Here is a 19,671-nt window from a genome sequence, read left to right on the forward strand (position 1 = left end):
CTTTTTGCGCTGCCGGTAGAATGAAGGTGTAGATAAGGAGGAGGACATCCATGATAGCGAAGATGTATAAATACCGCTGGCAATACCTGATGATTTTGCCCGCGGTTGTGCTGCTGTTTCTATTCAACTATATTCCGATGCTGGGCATTCAGATTGCGTTCAAAAACTTCTCCATCGGCACATCGATCTGGGACAGCAGCTGGACTGGATTTGATAATTTCTCGTTTGTTCATGAGCCGCAATTCTGGAAGGTAGTTCAGAACACCCTTTATATTTCGGTTTTGAAATTTGTCTTTGGTTTCCCGATGCCGATTCTCCTCGCACTTATGATTAATGAAGTAACGCATCCGTTCTTCAAAAAATTCGTGCAATCGGTCAGCTATCTGCCGCATTTCTTCTCGTGGATAGTGGTGGCTTATATCCTGCAATCTTTCTTAACGCTAGACGGCGGACTTGTGAATGACCTCATTGGACGCGCTGGCGGAGAGCCCATCTTCTTCCTTGGCACGAATGAATGGTTCCGACCCATGATTGTATCCAGCGGACTATGGAAAGAGGTGGGTTGGAACACCATTCTCTACCTAGCGGCAATCTCCACCATTGATCCGCAGCTTTATGAAGCGGCGAAGGTTGAAGGAGCAGGGAAGTTTGCACAGATGCGGCATATTACATTTCCGGGCATTCTGCCAACGATATCGATTGTCCTGATCCTGAGCATACCGAGTTTAATTACGGTGGGGATGGATCAGATCTATCCGATGATGAATTCGGCAAACCAGGAAGTGGCCGATGTTCTCGATACCTATGTGCTTCGTAATGGGCTACAGCAAGGATATTTCGGAATGGCAACTGCGGTTGGTCTAGTGTCATCGCTCATTAGTCTCCTGCTCGTCGTGACGACGAACGCATTCTCCAAGAAAATCAACGGTGAGGGGCTGTGGTGACAGATGAAAGCAACGGCACTGGAACGAATCGGACAAGGAATTATCGTAATCCTCCTATTACTAATGTGCGTTTCCATTATATATCCATTTGTTTATATGCTGGCGATCTCGCTTAATACCGGGGCAGATGCCGCAAAGGGCGGTGTTTATCTCTGGCCGCGGTCATTTACCTGGATTAACTATGAAATTGTTCTTGGTAATCAGGTCATCCGCCATGCTTATTTGATTACCATTGCAAGAACGGTTGTGGGTACAATCGGCGGACTTGCTATTACCCTTGCGGCCGCTTACGGATTATCTTATAAACGTCTTCCGTTCCGTAACGGCATCTTAACTTATATTCTCTTGACCATGCTGTTTAGCGGGGGACTCATTCCCTTCTACATTCAATTGTTTAAACTTGGACTGACCAATACGTTTTGGGTGTATGTCATCCCGGGGCTCTTCTCAGCGTGGAATATGTTTGTTATGCAAAAGTTTATACAAGGCATTCCCGAAGCGTTGTTCGAGTCTGCCGAGCTGGACGGCGCCGGCCCCGTTCGGATTCTGATTCAGATTGTCGTGCCGCTGTCGAAGCCGATGCTTGCCGCTCTTGGACTCTTTACGGCTGTTGGTCATTGGAATGACTGGTTCTCGGGAGCCTTCTATGTGACCAGCCAGAATCTGATTCCGGTTCAAACCTTCCTGCAGCAGCTGCTGACAGCACAAGATTTGTCTGCGATCATGAGCTCGAATCAAAATCAGGAAGCGTTGGCACGGAGCTCGATGGATAATATTACGCTGATGTCGGTTAAGATGGCTACGGTTATGATCAGCGCGCTTCCGATTCTCGCGATTTATCCGTTCCTGCAGAAGTATTTCGCCAAAGGCGTTTTGATTGGTTCGGTCAAAGGCTGACTTGCTCTCGAATTCTAAGACTTTTCAACTTGGGTATAATTGATCTACCATATACCAATTGATTGATTCATATAAACAAGGGGAGGAAAAAAGCATGAAAATGAAAAAAAGCAGTATCGCAGCTCTAACCTTGGCGGCCACTTTAAGTATTACCGCAGGCTGCTCCGGCAATAGCAATGCAGATCAGAATAACACGGATAAACCGGCTAACTCTACAAATACGACAATGACGGACAACGGAGGCAAGTTCAAGCTTTGGCTGGGCTGGACGGCAACGGTTAATAATGACAGTCTGGTTCAGCAGTATTGGAAAACAGAGGAGCCTGGTGTAGACGTTCAGCTTGAAGCGACGCAGGGCGATGTTTTGACAGCGCTTAACCTGAAGCTTAATACGGGAGGCTTTGATGACGCGGCTATCTTCGGACGCAGCCAGGTTATTGACGATGCCATGAAGCGCTCTAACCTGCTCCAGCCTCTTGAGCAGTACTTTAATATGCCGGATAAATATCCAAGTCTGGCAGCCATTCCGAAGGAATATTTGGAGCAGATGAAAGACGCGGACGGACATATTTGGTCGATTCCTTCTTACTTCGATATCGACCCTTCCGAGCCATGGCCAGGCTGGTCATCCAGTGCATGGTTTATCCGGACGGATATTCTGGAGAAGGTTGGAATGACGGAGAAAGATCTTAGTACCCTTGATGGCGTAGAGACTTATCTGAAGAAAGCAGCGGAGCTTAAGGATGAGTCAGGCAAGAGCATGCTGCCTCTAGGTATTCTTACGGATAAGAACGATGAGAATGCGGTCCTGGCTGCATTCGGCGTGACGGTTGCATCGGCTGGCGGTGTTACTCCGGTGAAACAAGATGGCGACAACTTTGTCTTTATGTATGACAATCCAGGCTTCAAAGCTGCTTACAAGTGGATGAACAGTCTATATCGTGACAAGCTCGTTGATCCGGAGGCATTAACCGATAAGAGTGAACGCTACATCGAGAAGAACAAAAATGGCCGTTATGCCATGAACATCGGCAGCTTCTGGAATTTTGACGCTTCCTTATGGGAGCAGCTGGATGGCCCGACAGCACCAGGCTGGTTCTACAAACCGATTCCTTTCCCGCAGATTGAAGGCGTGAGCGGGCCAGGTGCTACGCAAATCATTAACCCTTATCCGGGATATGACACGTATATCAGTAAAAATACGAAAAACCTTGATGCGATTCTTAAGTTCTATGATTATACCTTAACACCAAAGCCGGAGCAGAACATGGTTGTGAATGAAGGACCGGTAGGCAAGTACTGGGACTGGGTGGATCAACCTTACGGCAAGTGGACATTTACGGATGAGAACTACAAAGCGCTGCGCAACTCGGGCGATCAGGCCAAGAAAGCGCAAGTGACGCCGGAGCTCTATATGACTTCGAACTACAGCAATGAATGGTATGCTTGGTGGACCAGCGAGCAATTTCATGCCGGCGGTGCCAAGACAGGGGAGTTCTCTCAAGACATTGCCAAGATGGGAGCTACTCGCGTCGCGGAAAATTATGATATGGTAAAAGCAAAAGCGGGCGGCGCTTGGGAGAAATACGCGCCTGAGCTGACCACCGTATATAAAGAGTATCGCGCGAAGCTGCTTATGGCGAAGGACGATGCCCAATTCGAGAAAGCATGGACGGAATTTACTTCTGCCCTTGAGAAACGGGGCCATTGGAGCGAGCTTAAGGCAGAATGGAATGAGTTATATCAAGCAATGAGCACGAAATAAGACAAGATAAACGCATATCGAGGAGCAGCCCTATTACGGGGATGCTCCCTTTGCAGTTTCCCGGCCGATTACAGATTCCGGGCAAAGAATGGGAGAAATGCCTGATGCGACGCTGGATTGAGAGAAATACGATCCGATTGACCCGTAAGATGAGTCTGCGCGGCAAAATTGTTCTGCTCTACGGACTAATCGTGGTTATTCCTACGATTATTTTAGGAGTTGGCGCAGGATATTTGGCCCTTCAAAACGTCAGGGACAATTATATCGTCACCATTAATGAAGCCGTTCGTCAGACGACGCAGAGCGTTGAGTTCCGCAAGCAGAGCTACGATCTTCTTGCGAACCGGACGGGAACGGACGGAGAGCTTATTTCCAGGCTGAGCCGGACCTATGCGAGTTGGAATGAACAGCTCGAATCGGTGAATTACATTGATCGTTCTTTTCAGGTGATGAGCCGCTATTTGCCCGGTATTGAAAACTTTCGGATTTATCATGACAATGAGACGCTTACGGAGGATGGAGGATTGTTATGGAAACCGTCTGACAGACCGTTAAATCATACCGATGAGAAGTCCTGGTATGAAAGCGTAATGGCTTCGCCCATTGCCCTGCAATGGTCTGATGCACCCGGTGAACACGCACAGCTTGCGGTTTCCCGAAAAATTACGAACGCTACGGGCTATAGCTATGGTGCCATTTATATGCTTCTCGATTATAACAGCGTATTTGGCGAGCTGATGGACCGCCCTTTCAAAGGCTCAGGCAGTCTGTATTTATTAGATGAAAATGACCGGATTATCGCTGCCTCAGATCGTTCACTGATCGGCCAGCCGGTTGAAGCGACATCGCTGTCCGGGCTTTGGGCGAGCGTTGGCGGGGCCGAGAGCCTGACCAATAACGGCGAATATTTTACGGTTCGTCACATCAATGGCGAGTGGAAGGTCGCCGCGCTTATCCAAATGCGTCAAATGGAGAAGCAATCCGCCTTAATTGTGTACAGTATTGTTGCGATCACGGTCTTTTTCCTGTTTTTCTCCATGTTTCTGGTTATGATCGTTCTGAAAAACGTTGTTTTCCGTATTCATAAGCTGGGTCACCGGATGAGTGATATAGCCGAAGGGGATTTTGACGTAACCGTACAAAGCAGGAGCAGAGACGAGCTTGGGGATCTGGAGATGATGTTTAACCAGATGACGGGTAAGCTGGGCTCTGTTATTGAAATGCTAAGCAGCGCCAAATTACAAGAGAAGGAATCTTCATTCCGGGCACTCCAAGCTCAGATCAATCCGCACTTTATTTATAATTCGCTTAGTTTGCTTCAATGGCGTGCTCTTGATCAAGGAGATCAGACTCAGGTAGAGACGATTGAAGCGTTGACGACCTTTTACCGGTTCGCCCTTGACAATACGTCTAATGTGACGCTTATTCATAAAGAACTGGAGCATGTGAAGGCTTATCTGGATATCCAGCAGCTGCGCTATCCGGATCGTGTCCGTATCGATTGGGAGATTGACGAGGATGTGCTGGAACTCTACTCGATCAAGCTGATTTTGCAGCCTATCGTTGAGAATTCTTATATTCACGGCAAGATTTTTACCCGGCCTCATGCTAATATCGCAATTCGTATTCAACGATTAAATAATCAGGTTCAATATGAAGTCAGAGACAATGGTGTCGGGATGGATGCCGAGACGCTGGCCTTTATCCGGAATGGAAAAAAAGCGGGTAAAGGCAACGGGTTTGGATTGTTAAACATTAGAGAACGTCTTCATATGTATTTTGGCGACACCGGCTCCTTAAATGTCGAGAGTAACCCTGAGATTGGAACGGTCATTACGATCACAATGCCTGTCTATACGCATAAGCCTCATATTCAACGGGAGGGATAATCTTGCTGCAAGCACTTATTGTAGATGACGAGCCGTCACATGTTCATGGATTGGTTAAGCATATTCCTTGGACTAAGCTTGGTTACACGACCCCGCTCACAGCGGAGTCAGGTGAAGAGGCGATACCTATTCTTGAAGCGGGTCGAATCGATGTGCTGATAACCGATGTATCGATGCCCGGTATGAACGGCATTGAGCTTGCTGCTGAAGCCAAATTGATTCATCCGGACATTCAGATTCTGGTTATTAGCGGGTATAATGAATTCGAATTTGCGCAGGAAGCGATTGAAGTAGGGGCAAAGGGATATGTGCTCAAGCCTCTCAAATTATCTGAGATAGAACGTAAACTGACGGCTTTCAGGCAAACGATTGAGAGTATAACCCAAATCAATGAACAGACCGTAAAGCTCAAGGAAATAGTCTCGGACAGCCAGGGAATGCTGAAGGATACGTTTATCTTCGATATTCTGGAGGAAGAGCCGATGGAGGAGGAAGCCTTGCGCTCCTGGTGTCAGCTGCTCAATTTGCCGAACCGGCCAACGGAGGGAATCCAATTAATTACGGCTGTCCTCGATAACTATTCGGATTCTGCTGCCGGCAATGCCCAGAGCAAGCTAATGCTTGGTTCAGCTCTACTGCAATCTGCTTCAGTGGCTTTGCAAGATTTTGGCAACCTTCTGGTCTCGAAGGTTAGACCGGACCAGGTTGTGGTTATTCTTGTTAATCCGCCTATAGATAAAAGAAGCAGTATCGACAAACAAATGAAATTTGTCCAGGAATATATGCACAACAGCAATGGGGTATCGGTTACGGTTGGCATCAGCCGCCCGGGCTTTGACTGGCGGGAATTGAATCAGATTTTCAGGGAAGTGAATTTTACGATCGCCGATGCCAGGCAGAGCGGGAGCGGGCAGCTTGTCTATGTGGGGAGTACAGAGCAAAAGGCTTTTGAGGATTTCCGAATGCATGAGAATATGCTGCCCCAATTGTTAATGCTGGCTGAAAGTGACGATCCCGTTCTGTTAGTCGATAAAGTCGAACAGTCCTTTAAGGATTTGGAGAGGAGAGGCCATACCCTCGCTTATATTCAGTCTCTCAGCATAAGTCTGCTCGGCGAACTTTCGCGTAAAGTATGGCAGGATACAGAGGAGATTAATTTTCTGAACAAGCGTGCCTGGCACCGGCTGCTCGACTGTAAAACAACCGATATGATGAAGGACATTGTTATCGATTATATTCGTTCGGCTGTGATGCTTGTGAGGAAAGAACGCACGCTCCAGCAGCATCATTTGATCAGCCGTATCGTTTCTTATATGGAAGACCAACTGTCCAACAGCATGACCGTAAAGCAGCTCGCTGACCGGTTTCATCTCAGCGCTGGACACTTAAGCGTATTGTTCAAGAAAGAAACGGGACTGACGATTTCCGATTTTGTGAAAAACCTGAGAATGAAAAAGGCGAAGGAAATGCTGCAGGATCCTTCGATTAAGATATATGAAGTGGCAGAACGGGTAGGGTTTCAAACGCCGGCTTATTTTACCTATCAATTCAAGAAAAACGAAGGTTGTACACCACAGGAATATCGCGACCGGTTTTATGTTTAATATTTTTTTGCAGGAGCGGAATCTATCCGCTCTTTTTTTTCTTAAGTTCCGTACAGCTTCCGGTAAGTCTCCGGCGTCATGCCTTCCTTCTGGCGAAATGTGGATACGAAGTGGCTAGCATCACGGAATCCAACCGCCTCTCCAATTCGGCGCACGGTCCAATCCGGCCGGGAAGGCAGCCATTCCTTCGCCTTCCGAATCCTCAGCTGAATGAGATAGGAGTACGCGGTTTGGCCAAACAGCTCGCGGAATCTTTCGTTGAGCTGCCGTTCGCCGATGCCAAGCTGCGATGCCATATCAGCAAGTCCAATCTCCGGATTGGCGAATTCATGCTCCAGCCAGTCCAGCAGGACTTGTATCCGCTCCAGCCGTTTGGACATGGAAGGCCGGTTAGCAGTTCGCGCGTCTGTCCGGAGGAGAGTAAGGAATTGGTATAATGCAGCCGAGGACTGCCAGCCGGACGGGTCACTTCCCGTTTCGGCGAACGCCAGCATGCTGTAAAGCTGTTCGGGAATCCGGTCGCTGCCGGCTTCCCATTGAAAGCGTTCGGCGCTGCTCCAGCCGAATGATTGCACAATACTTGCAGCCAGGCTGCCTTGAAACGTAATATAGCCGGTCTGCCACCATCCGTTTTTTGCTTCGTATCGATGTGCGGTACCGGGAGCAAGAAGAACGCCTGATCTCTCTGTCATTTTCCAAAGCTGACCGTTTACCGTCAGCTCGCCTTCACCTTCAAGCGTCTGCAGCCAATGAAAATAGGGGTAGCCGTCCGGCCGGTCCAATGTCTCTTGATCGGGATTAAAGCCGATCGTCTCCAGCTGTAAAGGAAGCGGTTCCGAAGGGAATGCGGGAACGACGCGTCTCATCATAATGAACCTCCATATTTTTATATGCCAGATCGTTTATTTTATATGGGATGCGATAATGTTAAGGCTTACAATAAAAGAAGCTAATGCAGTTTTATCATATACAATAGAGGTGTGACAAGATGATAAATGAGAAGAAGCCAAAGATTTGGTACGGCGGAGATTACAATCCGGATCAATGGGAGAAGGATGTGTGGGACGAGGATTTGCGCATGTTCAAGCTTGCCGGAATCGATGTGGCCACGCTGAACGTATTCGCATGGGCGAAAAATCAGCCCGATGAGGATTCGTATGATTTCGGCTGGCTCGATGAAATGATGGACAAGCTTCATGCGGACGGCGTTGGCGTTTGTCTCGCAACAAGTACAGCTGCGCATCCGGCTTGGATGGCGCGCAAATACCCGGATGTCCTGCAAGTGGATTTCAACGGCAACAAACGCAAGTTTGGCGGACGCCATAACTCTTGCCCGAACAGCCCAACCTTCCGCAAGTATTCGGTGCGCATGGCAGAGAAGCTGGCTGAGAGGTACAAGGATCATCCGGCTTTGCTTATTTGGCATATTAACAACGAATACGGCGGTGCGGGCAATTGCTATTGCGACAACTGCGAAGCAGCATTCCGGGTATGGCTGAAGGAACGATACGGTACGATCGAAGCGGTAAACCGCGCGTGGAATACGGCTTTCTGGGGTCATATTTTCTATGACTTTGAAGATATCGTTCTGCCAAGCGGCCGCAGCGAGGAATGGCACGGCGCGAACGGCCGGACGGAGACGAACTTCCAAGGTCTCTCGCTGGATTACATGCGATTCCATTCCGACAGCCTGCTCGATTGCTATAAGCTCGAGTATGAAGCGGTCAAGAAGCATACACCGGAAATTCCGGTTACGACCAATCTGATGGGGGCTTTCAAGAAGCTCGATTATCATAAATGGGCGAAGCACATGGACGTTGTATCCTGGGATAACTACCCAAGGTTTGATACGCCGCATAGCTATACGGCTATGATGCATGATCTGATGCGCGGTCTGAAGGCCGGTCAGCCGTTTATGCTGATGGAGCAGACGCCAAGCCAGCAGAACTGGCAGCCCTACAACTCGCTTAAGCGTCCTGGCGTTATGCGGTTATGGAGCTATCAGGCGGTGGCCCGCGGTGCGGATACCGTCCTGTTCTTTCAGCTGCGCCGTTCGGTTGGGGCTTGCGAGAAGTATCATGGTGCCGTGATTGAGCATGTCGGGCATGAGCATACCCGCGTATTCCGCGAATGCGCGGAGCTTGGTGCAGAGCTTGGAAAGCTCGGCGACAAGCTCCTGGACTCCAGAATGAAAGCGAAAGTAGCGATTCTGTTTGACTGGGAAAACTGGTGGGCTATTGAAATGTCCAGCGGTCCAACGATTGCCCTCAAATATGTAACCGAAGCTCACAAGTTCTACGATGCGCTTTACCGGGCGGGAATTGCGGCCGATGTCGTCAGCGTGGAAGCGGACCTCAGCGATTATGATCTTGTCATCGCGCCAGTAATGTATATGGTGAAGCAGGGAGTTGCAGCTAAGCTTGAGAAATTCGTTGAAGCTGGCGGTTCGGTCATTTCGACTTACTTCAGCGGTATTGTTAACGAGACTGACCTCGTTACGCTGGGCGGTTATCCTGGCGAGCTCCGTAAGTTGTTTGGTATCTGGGCGGAAGAGATCGATGCCTTGCTTCCAACCCAGCGCAACCGGATTGTGCTGTCGGATAACGCGCTTGGTTCGAAGCCGGAATATGAGTGCGGGATGATCTGCGATCTAATCCACTCGGAAGGCGCCGAAGTGAAAGCGGTATACGGCGATGACTTCTATCGCGGCATGCCGGCCCTTACCGTCAACAAGTTTGGCGCAGGCGAGGCATGGTACTTGGCTACAAGTCCGGAAGCGGAATTCCTGCAGGAGTGGCTGCCTCAGCTATGCGCATCCCGCGGCATCAAACCTCTCGTACCTGCAACGCCTGAAGGCGTGGAAACGACAATCCGATCCAAAGACGGCCAGGATTACTTGTTTATCCTTAATCACAAAGCCGATTCTGTTACGGTGGAGCTTGGCGAACATTCCGGTATTAACCTGCTGACAGATGTTCCTGTCCAAGGTGGCAGCACAGAGCTTGCAGGCTATGATGTGCAAATCATCAAGCTGGAAAAATAAACAAACAGCGGCAGCCCAATGGCCGTGTAAGTTTAGATTTCGCCTTTGCTCGGGGATTCCAACCTTCGCTTATTCAATCAAGTAATCCCGGAGCAACAGCGCTCGGAAGAACATTTGAAATGCGCAGTCCATCGTTTACTGGTTTAATTTACAACGAAGACTTCCGGTATTCCGTAGGGGTAAGCCCTACGTTCTTTTTAAATGTGCTGTTGAACGAGTCGATGCTTGCGTAACCAACAAGCTCGGCAATGATGGCAATCTTTTGACTGCTTCCTCGCAGGAGCTCACAGCTTTTCCGAATGCGAAGACTTTGAAGATAAGCTCCATAGGATTGTCCCGTATGCTTCAAGAAGAGCCGTTGAAGCTGTCTCGAGCTCCATCCCGATACATGGGACAGCTCGGACAGCGTCACGGCTTTATTGAAGTTGTGCTCCAGATAATCAATGACCAGATGGAACCCTGCAGATTCATTTCGCTCATCTTCTTGAGCTTCGAATTTACGTCTATAAACCGTAACGATGAGTTGATTCAGCAAGGCATACAGCATTGTTTTGGAACCAAGCTTGTTAGCCGACATTTCCTGATGAAGCTGCAGCATCAGGCTCTCGATTGACCCGTCCCGATCAAAGACGGAATAGTACGATGAGGCGTTGTTCGTCAGAGAAGACAAGTGCTCCTGGATAGGCAGTTCTTGAAAGATTGACAGCTGATCCGCCAAATGGGGATCAAATAGGCAATTATAGACGACGGGCTGCTTACTGGACCGTTCCGATGAAGCGGGTCTGAACACATGAGCTACTCCAATCGGAATGACAAATAACAGTCCTTTGTGAATGGGAAATGTCTCCTGTCCGATATGATGAAAGCCATTCCCTTCGGCTACGTAACAAAACTCAATGAAATCATGAGCATGGTAGGGGACCAGAAAGTCTTCCGTAAACCGGTTGACCAGCATATGCAGATTTTCTTGCAAAAAATATTGGCGCTCAAATACCTCGTGTGTACGGTTCATCCTCTCATTCCTCGCACATTGATATACGATTAGTATAACGCGGCCATTGTCGTGATGTCATGATAACAGGGGTAAAATGTCCTTTTCGACCGGAAGATATGCTTGTGAAGCCGATATAATGGAAGCATAATGACTGGTTATTGCCTCCGTTTTTTTACAGAGCTGTGAAAGGATGAGAAGAAGATGCTGCAAACCCCAGAATGGATTTGGTACCCGGGAGATTTCGAGATTTATCATCATTTGCTGCTCAATACCCGGCGGGAAGAACGTTATCATCAATGGCCTGCTTTCTGGCGGCTCGACGACTGCTATCATAATGTTCGTTTCCGTAAAGAAGTCCTTTGCGATCATCCTGAAGAAATTACGGTGTATGCCCATGGCGTCGGACATGCTTGGGTGGACGGAATCAAGTATCCTTTTGGAAAGCCGATCCCCCTCACATCCGGCAGCCATAAGCTCGAGATTAGTGTGGCACGAACAGACGGCTTGCCTTGTATCTTTGTGGACGGAGTGCAGTGTGCCAGCAATTCGACCTGGGAGGCAAATGATTACAGCATCGATTGGCTGCCCGCCGGCTGCAACGGGTTGTACCGGAATAAAGAAGATGATCCTAAAGTATTCTTCTTTCAGTATGAGGAAATCCAGCCTGTATCCATTGAGCAAAGAGAAAACGGACTGCTGTATGATTACGGAAAAGAAACCTTTGCCCAACTAGCGTTCGAGAACATTCAAGCCGCTGGCGATATCCATCTTAATTATGGCGAATCGATAGAAGAAGCATTGGATACGGAACATAGTATTCTGATAGACACGGTTCCGGCCGGTAACGATTCCTATCGCTGCCCTGCCCGAGCATTCCGGTATTTATTTGTACAAGGGGCGGAGAAGGGGCAGTTTGAGCTTACTGCTTCGTATGAATATTTGCCGCTTGAGCAAAAAGGAACGTTCACCTGCTCGAATGATCAGATCAACCGGATCTGGGAGATGGCCGAATATACCCTTCACCTCAACAGCCGGGAGTTCTTTCTGGACGGAATCAAGCGGGATCGCTGGGTATGGTCGGGTGACGCATACCAGAGCTATCTGATTAATAACTATATTTATTTCGACCCGGAGATTACGAAGCGGACGATTATTGCCCTTCGCGGCAAGGACCCTATCGTCAGACATATTAATACGATCATGGATTACTCCTTCTACTGGGTCATGAGTATTTATGATTATTATCAAACAACGAGGGACATCGATTTTGTTGCCTTCATCTATCCACGAATGAAGTCCATGATGGAGTATTGCATCTCTCGAACAGATGAAGACGGGTTTATCCGCGGCAGAGAGGGAGATTGGGTATTCATCGACTGGGCGGAAATCGATAAGACCGGCGCAGTCTGCGCCGAGCAAATGCTGTATGCGGAAAGCTTAAAGGCCGCATGGGCTTGCGGAGAGCTGCTGGGCGCTGGCGAAGAACGTTATTTGGCAAGTTACAAGCAGTTAAAGAGCCGGATTGATGAGTGCTTCTGGGATGAAGAGCTGGGAGCGTACATCGACAGTTTCGAATCCGGGAAACGCAATGTCACGCGGCATGCGAATATATTTGCGTTGTTATGGGAGTTTGCGGACAACGAGCAGCGGGAGAGCATTATCACCAATGTTCTTCTCAATGACGAGGTTCCCCGGATCAGCACGCCGTACTTCAAGTTTTATGAACTCGAGGTCATGTGCAGGATCGGACGGTTGGATTATGTCTCAGCGCAAATTCAAAGTTATTGGGGCGGCATGATACAGCTGGATGCGACGACCTTCTGGGAGGAATATAACCCTGACATTACCGGTCCTGAGCGATTGGGCATGTACGGCGACCGTTACGGCAAAAGCTTATGCCATGCGTGGGGAGCAAGTCCCATTTATTTATTGGGACGGTATTACTTTGGCGTTTATCCAACGTCGGCAGGCTACGAGACCTTCGCCATTGAGCCGCAGCATGGCGGTTTGGAATGGTTAAAAGGAACCATTCCTGTAAACGGGGGAACGGTTACTGTTGCGCTGACGCAAGAAGTACTGGAGGTTATATCCGATCGGGCTGGTGGTACCGTTCGAATGAACGGACTGGAGTATCCTCTGCTGAAGGATATTCCTTTTAACCTAACCCTGAAATAGAAAACATGCGTAAGCCGGCCAGATTAAACTTGCCGGCTTATTTTCATTTTATAATCTATAAAATCAAATAGGGAAATAGACCCAGCGATTCTTTATAGTGTATAATTATCCAATATGAATCTGGTTAGGGACAATTAACGAAATAAAATTAAAGCGCTTTCATTATTAACATTAGTGCAACTCCATAGCGATCCTGATAGACGATAGGAGGACCGGCGGATGAAACGATTTCCCATGATGCTTCAGCTGATGTTGACCCTGATTTGTGTCATGGCTATTCCGACTGCCATTCTGACATGGTATAGCGGTACGCAAATTGTGGGGTACTCAGAAAGCGCCATTGCGGATACCTCGCTTGCGGGACTTCGCGCGAACCGCGAGCTTAACGAGAACGCTCTGAGTAATCTGTCGCAGGATGCGGTGCAGCTGGCCGGAACGAATATTTTCGACCGGATCCGAAGCTTCCAGACGTACTCGGAGCTTAACTCCGATTATAGTGATGTCAGCAGCGCACTCCAGGTACTTAATGAGCTCGTCAGCCTTAATCACCGCGTGGATGGCGTAAACTCCACCTACTTCCTGCTTGATGGAGCCGATTATGTTGTATCGACCGACCGGGGAATTACAAAGCTGGACCGGTATGAACCGGTTGACTGGATGGAGAAGGCGCTTGAAGGGCGGAGAGGGATTGGTGGGGTATGGTATCCCCGTCAATTGGAATCCGGGGATCAGGTTGTCTCCTACCTATTGCCACTGAATCGCTTGTCAACGACAACGCGCGGGACTATCGTCGTTAATTTGAGCGAAAGCCAGATCGCCAATTACCTAAGCTCGTCGGAACCGGGGGCCGAAGGATTCATGCTCCTGAAATCGGACGGTACTATTATTTCGCATAATGATAAGTCTTTGATTCTCACTGACGGCTATGAACAGCCTTATATCAAGCAAATCCTGAACGAGCCGGCAAGAGAAGGCCATGCCTTCCATGTGCTTGAAGGAGAGCGGCTGCTCTATACCTGGTCGCGTTCGGATCAACTCGGATGGTGGAATATTAACGTCTATTCCATGGATCAATTGATGACGAAGACGTTTAACCTGCAGCGGAGCATTATTTTTATTACGGGAATGATTATTATTGCAGGCACTATCCTTGCCGTTCTGCTTGCCACCTGGTTATCCCAACCGGTGCGGAAGCTCGTCCGAACCATGCGGGAACGCAGCGGTCTCGGCAGCACGAACAAGAACGAATTGGCCTTCCTGGAGTCAGCGTTCAGACGGATGCAGGAGGAAGAGGAAGGGCTGCACACACTGCTCCAGGAACGAGAGCAGGATACCCGGAGCTTGTCGATCCATCATTTGCTGCGCGGCGATGTGAAGAAACAGATCGCGGAGATGTTCCCTGAACGCTACTACACCGTTGCGGTTGTCTCCATCGATCGTTTCAGGAGGTATGTAAGCAAGAACAACCCGGAGACCCGAAGCTATAACCGCTATCTTCTGCTCTCGAAATGCGAGAGCCTGTTCCCGGAGGGAATCTATGCAAGGGGGATTTACCAAGGGGATGGCTGCTTTGTATTTATTATGAATTATGGACAAGAAGAGCTGGAGAATGGTTTGACTCAATTGAGAGGAACTCTTGTTCAAATCAGGGATACCGCACTTGATTTGCTGGGTCACTCCGTGACGACAGGCGTAAGCAGCCAGACGGAGTTTGGAGACAGCATGCCCGAACGGGTGGCGGAAGCAACGGAAGCGATCAAGCACCGCATGATCAAAGGAAGCGGATGTATTTTCCATTGGAAGCCGGAAGCCGAACGCAGCAAAAAATATATATACCCGACAAATAGCGAGCGGCGGATCGTTAATTTTCTGGAGCGCGCAGATCTGGACAGTATTCTTGCGGAGCTGGATACGGTCCGCAAGGATATCATTTCCGATGAATCGATCTCTTACGATAATATCTTGTTCATCTATAATCAGATCATTGGCGTCACAATCAAGCATCTTAGGGAAAACAATATCAGCACGTCTCGAATCTTTGCGGGCCGGGGCAATATTTATTCCGCTATTGCTTCCACTGACACGCTGGATGAACTGGAGAATTATCTTCATGACTTCTTCAAAGAGATCATTCAGCATCTGGAACGAAATACGGGAGAAGCAAATCACGGCGAGCGGATTATTCGTTATCTGGAGGAAAATTTCTGCAAGGAAATTGTATTCGAAGAGATGGCGAAGGAGATTGGGATCAGTTATTCCTATATGCGTAAGATCGTCTTTGAATTAACCGGCAAAAGCTTGATTGATTATACGAATCAATTGCGGATCGAGAAGGCAAAGCTGCTGCTCGTGGATTCAAAAATGACGATAACACAAATTGCTTCCGAAGTCGGTTATTACAACGTCCAGAGCTTTAACCGGTTTTTCCGCAAGTACGAAGGAATGCCTCCAAGCAGCTATAAGACATCAAGATCCAAGACCTCGTAAAGAACTTTAATAGCAAGGAACAGAGCTGTCGGAAGACAGCTTTTATTTTTGCTCATACCTATCAGAATTGATTATGATTCGCGGAGGAATGGGGAAAATGAGCCATTAACAATCAAAAATGACAGGAAGAATCATTACTCAAGATTTACCGATTGGAAATGGCGGGGGTATGATGAGGTCAGCCAACGGACAATGTCTAGTGCCAACAATAGACCGGGGGACGTTAATCGCTGAGGGGGTGAGAATGTGAAAATTGAAAGCGCTTCACGCCAAAATGAAACCGCTTTAAAAAATATCGGATTAGATAGACGCGGAATGATACATTACCTCCGGCGGGACTGGCAGCTTTATTTGCTTCTAATGATTCCGCTCGCTTTTGTACTGGTCTTCAAATACGCACCGATGTCCGGGCTCATCCTTGCATTTAAAAACTATAAAATTGCAAAAGGGTTCTGGGGCAGCGAGTGGGCAGGCTTTGAAATTTTCAGAGAAATATTCGCCAAGCATGACTTTGGCCGTGCCGTCCGCAACACGATAATGCTAAACGGTCTTGACCTGCTGTTCAGCTTTACGATGCCAATCGTGCTTGCGCTGCTGCTTAATGAGATCAGAAGCGTAAGGTTCAAGCGTATTAATCAAACCCTGCTATACCTGCCGCATTTTCTGTCCTGGATTATTATCGGTGCAATTGCTTACCAGCTGCTCAGCGAGAGTAATGGCGCGATCAATAATCTCATTGCCATGATGGGCGGCGACCGGATTCCGTTCCTTCAGGAAGATACTCATTGGCTGATTAGTTATCTGGCCATCGGCGTCTGGCAGAGCATGGGATGGGGAACCATCATCTACCTCGCTTCAATCAGCAGCATTAACCCGGAAATGTACGAAGCAGCCATCGTGGATGGCGCAGGGCGCTGGCGAAAGGTATGGAATGTTACGCTGCCATCAATCCGCGTGACCATTGTAACCTTGCTTATAATGAACCTTGGCAAAGTGATGGAAGGCTCATTCGAGCGGGTGTTTGCCCTGCAGAACAAGGCTACGACAGAGTATACGGTTACGATCCCGGTACTGGTGTACCGGTGGGGGATTGAGAGCGGGAACTTCAGCCGGGCTACCGCGCTTGGATTGTTCCAGGCTGTCATCGGGCTTGTGCTCGTACTCGCCGCCGACCGGATTGCGAAGAAGCTTGGCGAAGACGGACTTTTATAGCTCTATGCTTGCGAAGTAAGGATTCCCACAAAAAGCATGCGGCAATTCTTTTAAGATACGAGGTGAATCATGAAAACATCTGGCAGCACACTTGCTGTTTATCGCAAAAGGCGTTTTGACATTTGGGATGTGCTGATCCACCTCTCCCTGCTCATCGCCTCGCTGGCCTGTTTATTACCGTTCCTGCATGTTGTATCCAAGTCATTAAGTGAAGACGCTTTTGTTATTGCCAACAAAGTATTCATCTGGCCGGAAGGGTTCACTCTCGGCGCTTACGAGAAGATTTTCGCCGATGACAGTATTATTCGCTCTTTGTATGTGTCGGTCCTCGTTACCGTACTGTTTACGGTTCTTGGGATGATCATCACCATATGTGCGGCGTATCCTTTATCCCGCAAGCAGCTTAAGGGACGTACGGTACTGACCTTCATCTTTATGTTCACCCTGTACTTCAGCGGCGGCATTATTCCCGAGTACATGCTGATTAACAACTTAGGCATGCTGGATACAATCTGGTCGATCATACTGCCTCCGGCGTTTAGCGCATTCAACCTGCTTATTATGAAGACCGCGCTTTCGAGCAGTATACCGGACAGTCTGGAGGAGTCGGCACGAATTGACGGCGCGGGACATTTCCGCATTCTCGTCAGCATCGTTATTCCGCTGTCCAAACCCATCATTGCAACCTTGTCCCTCTTCTATGCCGTTGGACGCTGGAACACGTATCAGGATGCTCTATTCTACATCAAGCAGAATGTTGATCTGAGACCTCTGCAGCTAAAGCTGTATTACCTTGTGATTCAGGCGAGCGAAAGCTTCCAGCTGGAGTCTACACAGGTATCGCTAAGTAATCCCGAGGTGCTTAAAGCATCATGCGTTGTATTCGCAACCCTTCCGATTATTTGCGTGTATCCGTTTATCCAGAAGTATTTTGTCCAAGGCGTTATGCTTGGAGCGGTTAAGGAATAACCTCGAATGGAAAATAATGAAATGGGGGAACAAGCAATGAGAAAATTTACGTCCACGGTATTGGCTCTATTCGTGGCAGCTGGTCTCATGGCGGGCTGCACGGGTAATAACAACGGGAACGCAAACAGTTCTACTGAACCTTCTCCATCCGCAAGCAATACGGCCAGCAACGCGCCAAGCGACGCGGCCGAGGGCAAATATCCCGATTATTCGAAAGGTTTTCCAGAGAAAGTCACTCTTCAAATTCCGGTTTATGAACGCGCTTTCGAAGGCTGGAACGTAACCGACAACTACTATACGCGCTGGATTCAGAAGGAATTTGGCGATAAGTACAACATCGACGTCAAATTCGTGCCGATTACAAGAAACAGCGAAGTAACGGACTATGAGCAGCTGCTTGCTTCGCACAAGGCTCCGGACATCATTTTCCACTATGACATGCCTCAAGCACTTGCTTATTACGGCGAGGACGTTATGCAGGAGCTGGACTATGATGAAATCGCGAACTATGCTCCAACGTACTGGAAAAATATGAGCGAGACGATCAAGCAGTACGGTATCGTAGACGGCAAAAATGTATTCTTCTTTGCACAGCGTCCGGCAGTCGATAACTTCACCACGCTGATCCGCAAAGACTGGGTTGAAAAGGTTGGCATGAAAGTAGAGGATCTGACCTCCCTTGAGAAATATAACGAAATGCTGGAGAAATGGAAGGCGGCTGGACTTGGTATTGCCGGCGCATCCCTCTTGCAGAACAACTATACCTTCAACTATGCCTTCCGTGACTGGCCGATTGATCCGAAATACCGCGCGCTGTATTCCGATCTTGGTGTAGCGGACCTGACTACGAAGGAAACAGAGAAATACCTGAAGAACCTGAACTACCAATACAATCATGGTCTGATCGATAAAGAATTCTATCTGCGCAATGACGATGCGAAGACGAAAGCGGAATTTGTTGCAGGCAAGACAGGCACGTACGGCTTCTATCTCGCCAGCAATACCGACGTGCTGACAGCTACGCTGAAGAACAATCCGGATGCGCAATTTGCGGTACTTCCAGGTACGGCTGGAGTTCCGGAAGGCAACAAACCCCAAGGCCGTGCTTATTGGCCATTCGGCTTGATTATGGGTATGAACTATGAATCGACGGATGAGGAACGCGCTGCGGTATGGATGTACCTAGAATGGATGAGCCAGCCGGAGAACCTGTTCTACCTCCAGAACGGCGTTGAAGGTCAGAACTACACGCTGGATGCAGACGGTCTTGCCGTTAAGAATCCGGATTACAAAGGGGAATCCGTACTGTCCCAGAACAACAATAAAGACTATTTCGCACTCGTCAGTGAAGTTGTGCAATACACGGATCCGGCAGTAACGCGCAAAGCCTACTTGCAAAACTGGTCGCCTCCAGGCTATGAGTACCTGGCTGAAGATGTGCTGAACAACTTTGAGAAGTACGCGGAATTCCGTACTCCGGATGCGCTGTTCAGCGTTGTTCTCGAGAAAGTAAACGAGTACAAAGCCGATCTGAACTCCCTTTTCCAGGAGCTTTATGTGAAGATAGCTCTCGCGCCAGAGGATCAGTTCGATAAAGTCTATGAGGAAGCGAAGAAGACGTATCTGGATGCCGGCTATCAGGAAATTTTGGATGAGAAACAAAAAGCAATCGACGCAGGCCAATTTAAGTAA

13 protein-coding genes are annotated in these 19,671 nt (G+C 48.6%); 11 read left to right on the forward strand and 2 right to left on the reverse strand.

Going from position 1 to position 19,671, the window contains the following annotated elements; genetic code table 11:
• Window positions 1–50: 50 nt before the first annotated feature.
• The 5 genes from BM200_RS15940 to BM200_RS15960 all read left to right on the forward strand — a co-directional run bounded on the left by BM200_RS15940 (window position 51) and on the right by BM200_RS15960 (window position 7,099).
• Window positions 51–944: an ABC transporter permease gene (locus BM200_RS15940; protein ID WP_091187274.1), complete on the forward strand. Its 894-nt coding sequence runs from the start codon at window positions 51–53 to the stop codon at window positions 942–944.
• A 3-nt stretch (window positions 945–947) separates the two neighbouring features.
• A complete protein-coding gene (locus BM200_RS15945; RefSeq protein ID WP_091187276.1) occupies window positions 948–1,841 on the forward strand; it encodes a carbohydrate ABC transporter permease in 894 nt (297 codons plus the stop codon).
• Window positions 1,842–1,935: 94 nt separating this feature from the next.
• On the forward strand, window positions 1,936–3,606 hold the full coding sequence (locus BM200_RS15950; protein WP_091187278.1) for a type 2 periplasmic-binding domain-containing protein: 1,671 nt from the start codon (window positions 1,936–1,938) through the stop codon (window positions 3,604–3,606).
• 104 nt (window positions 3,607–3,710) lie between these two features.
• A complete protein-coding gene (locus BM200_RS15955) occupies window positions 3,711–5,495 on the forward strand; it encodes a cache domain-containing sensor histidine kinase (RefSeq protein ID WP_175532890.1) in 1,785 nt (594 codons plus the stop codon).
• Between the two features lie 2 nt (window positions 5,496–5,497).
• Window positions 5,498–7,099 carry a response regulator transcription factor gene (locus tag BM200_RS15960; RefSeq protein ID WP_091187282.1) on the forward strand — a complete coding sequence of 534 codons (1,602 nt, stop codon included), beginning with the start codon at window positions 5,498–5,500 and terminating at the stop codon, window positions 7,097–7,099.
• Between the two features lie 41 nt (window positions 7,100–7,140).
• Here BM200_RS15960 and BM200_RS15965 read toward each other — a convergent pair whose 3' ends face one another.
• Complete coding sequence (locus BM200_RS15965) at window positions 7,141–7,968, reverse strand: AraC family transcriptional regulator (RefSeq protein WP_091187285.1); 828 nt, start codon at window positions 7,966–7,968, stop codon at window positions 7,141–7,143.
• 119 nt (window positions 7,969–8,087) lie between these two features.
• Here BM200_RS15965 and BM200_RS15970 point away from each other — a divergent pair, with 119 nt between their 5' ends.
• Window positions 8,088–10,142, forward strand: a complete 2,055-nt coding sequence (locus BM200_RS15970) for a beta-galactosidase (RefSeq protein WP_091187287.1) — start codon at window positions 8,088–8,090, stop codon at window positions 10,140–10,142.
• 148 nt (window positions 10,143–10,290) lie between these two features.
• Here BM200_RS15970 and BM200_RS15975 read toward each other — a convergent pair whose 3' ends face one another.
• Window positions 10,291–11,154: an AraC family transcriptional regulator gene (locus BM200_RS15975; protein ID WP_091187289.1), complete on the reverse strand. Its 864-nt coding sequence runs from the start codon at window positions 11,152–11,154 to the stop codon at window positions 10,291–10,293.
• A gap of 183 nt (window positions 11,155–11,337) precedes the next feature.
• Here BM200_RS15975 and BM200_RS15980 point away from each other — a divergent pair, with 183 nt between their 5' ends.
• From BM200_RS15980 to BM200_RS16000, 5 genes are all read left to right on the forward strand, one after another.
• The gene (locus BM200_RS15980; protein WP_091187292.1) at window positions 11,338–13,311 is read left to right on the forward strand and encodes an alpha-L-rhamnosidase-related protein; all 1,974 of its coding nucleotides are present in this window, start codon (window positions 11,338–11,340) and stop codon (window positions 13,309–13,311) included.
• A 219-nt stretch (window positions 13,312–13,530) separates the two neighbouring features.
• Entirely contained in the window at window positions 13,531–15,798 is a 2,268-nt protein-coding gene (locus tag BM200_RS15985) for an AraC family transcriptional regulator (RefSeq protein ID WP_091187294.1), read from the forward strand.
• 246 nt (window positions 15,799–16,044) lie between these two features.
• Window positions 16,045–17,010, forward strand: coding sequence for an ABC transporter permease (locus BM200_RS15990; RefSeq protein WP_091187297.1), 966 nt, complete (start codon window positions 16,045–16,047; stop codon window positions 17,008–17,010).
• Window positions 17,011–17,079: 69 nt separating this feature from the next.
• Window positions 17,080–17,979: a carbohydrate ABC transporter permease gene (locus tag BM200_RS15995; RefSeq protein ID WP_091187299.1), complete on the forward strand. Its 900-nt coding sequence runs from the start codon at window positions 17,080–17,082 to the stop codon at window positions 17,977–17,979.
• A 36-nt stretch (window positions 17,980–18,015) separates the two neighbouring features.
• The gene (locus BM200_RS16000; RefSeq protein ID WP_091187924.1) at window positions 18,016–19,671 is read left to right on the forward strand and encodes a type 2 periplasmic-binding domain-containing protein; all 1,656 of its coding nucleotides are present in this window, start codon (window positions 18,016–18,018) and stop codon (window positions 19,669–19,671) included.

This window comes from Paenibacillus catalpae (assembly GCF_900112695.1).
In the GTDB taxonomy this organism is placed as follows: Bacteria; Bacillota; Bacilli; order Paenibacillales; family Paenibacillaceae; genus Pristimantibacillus; species Pristimantibacillus catalpae.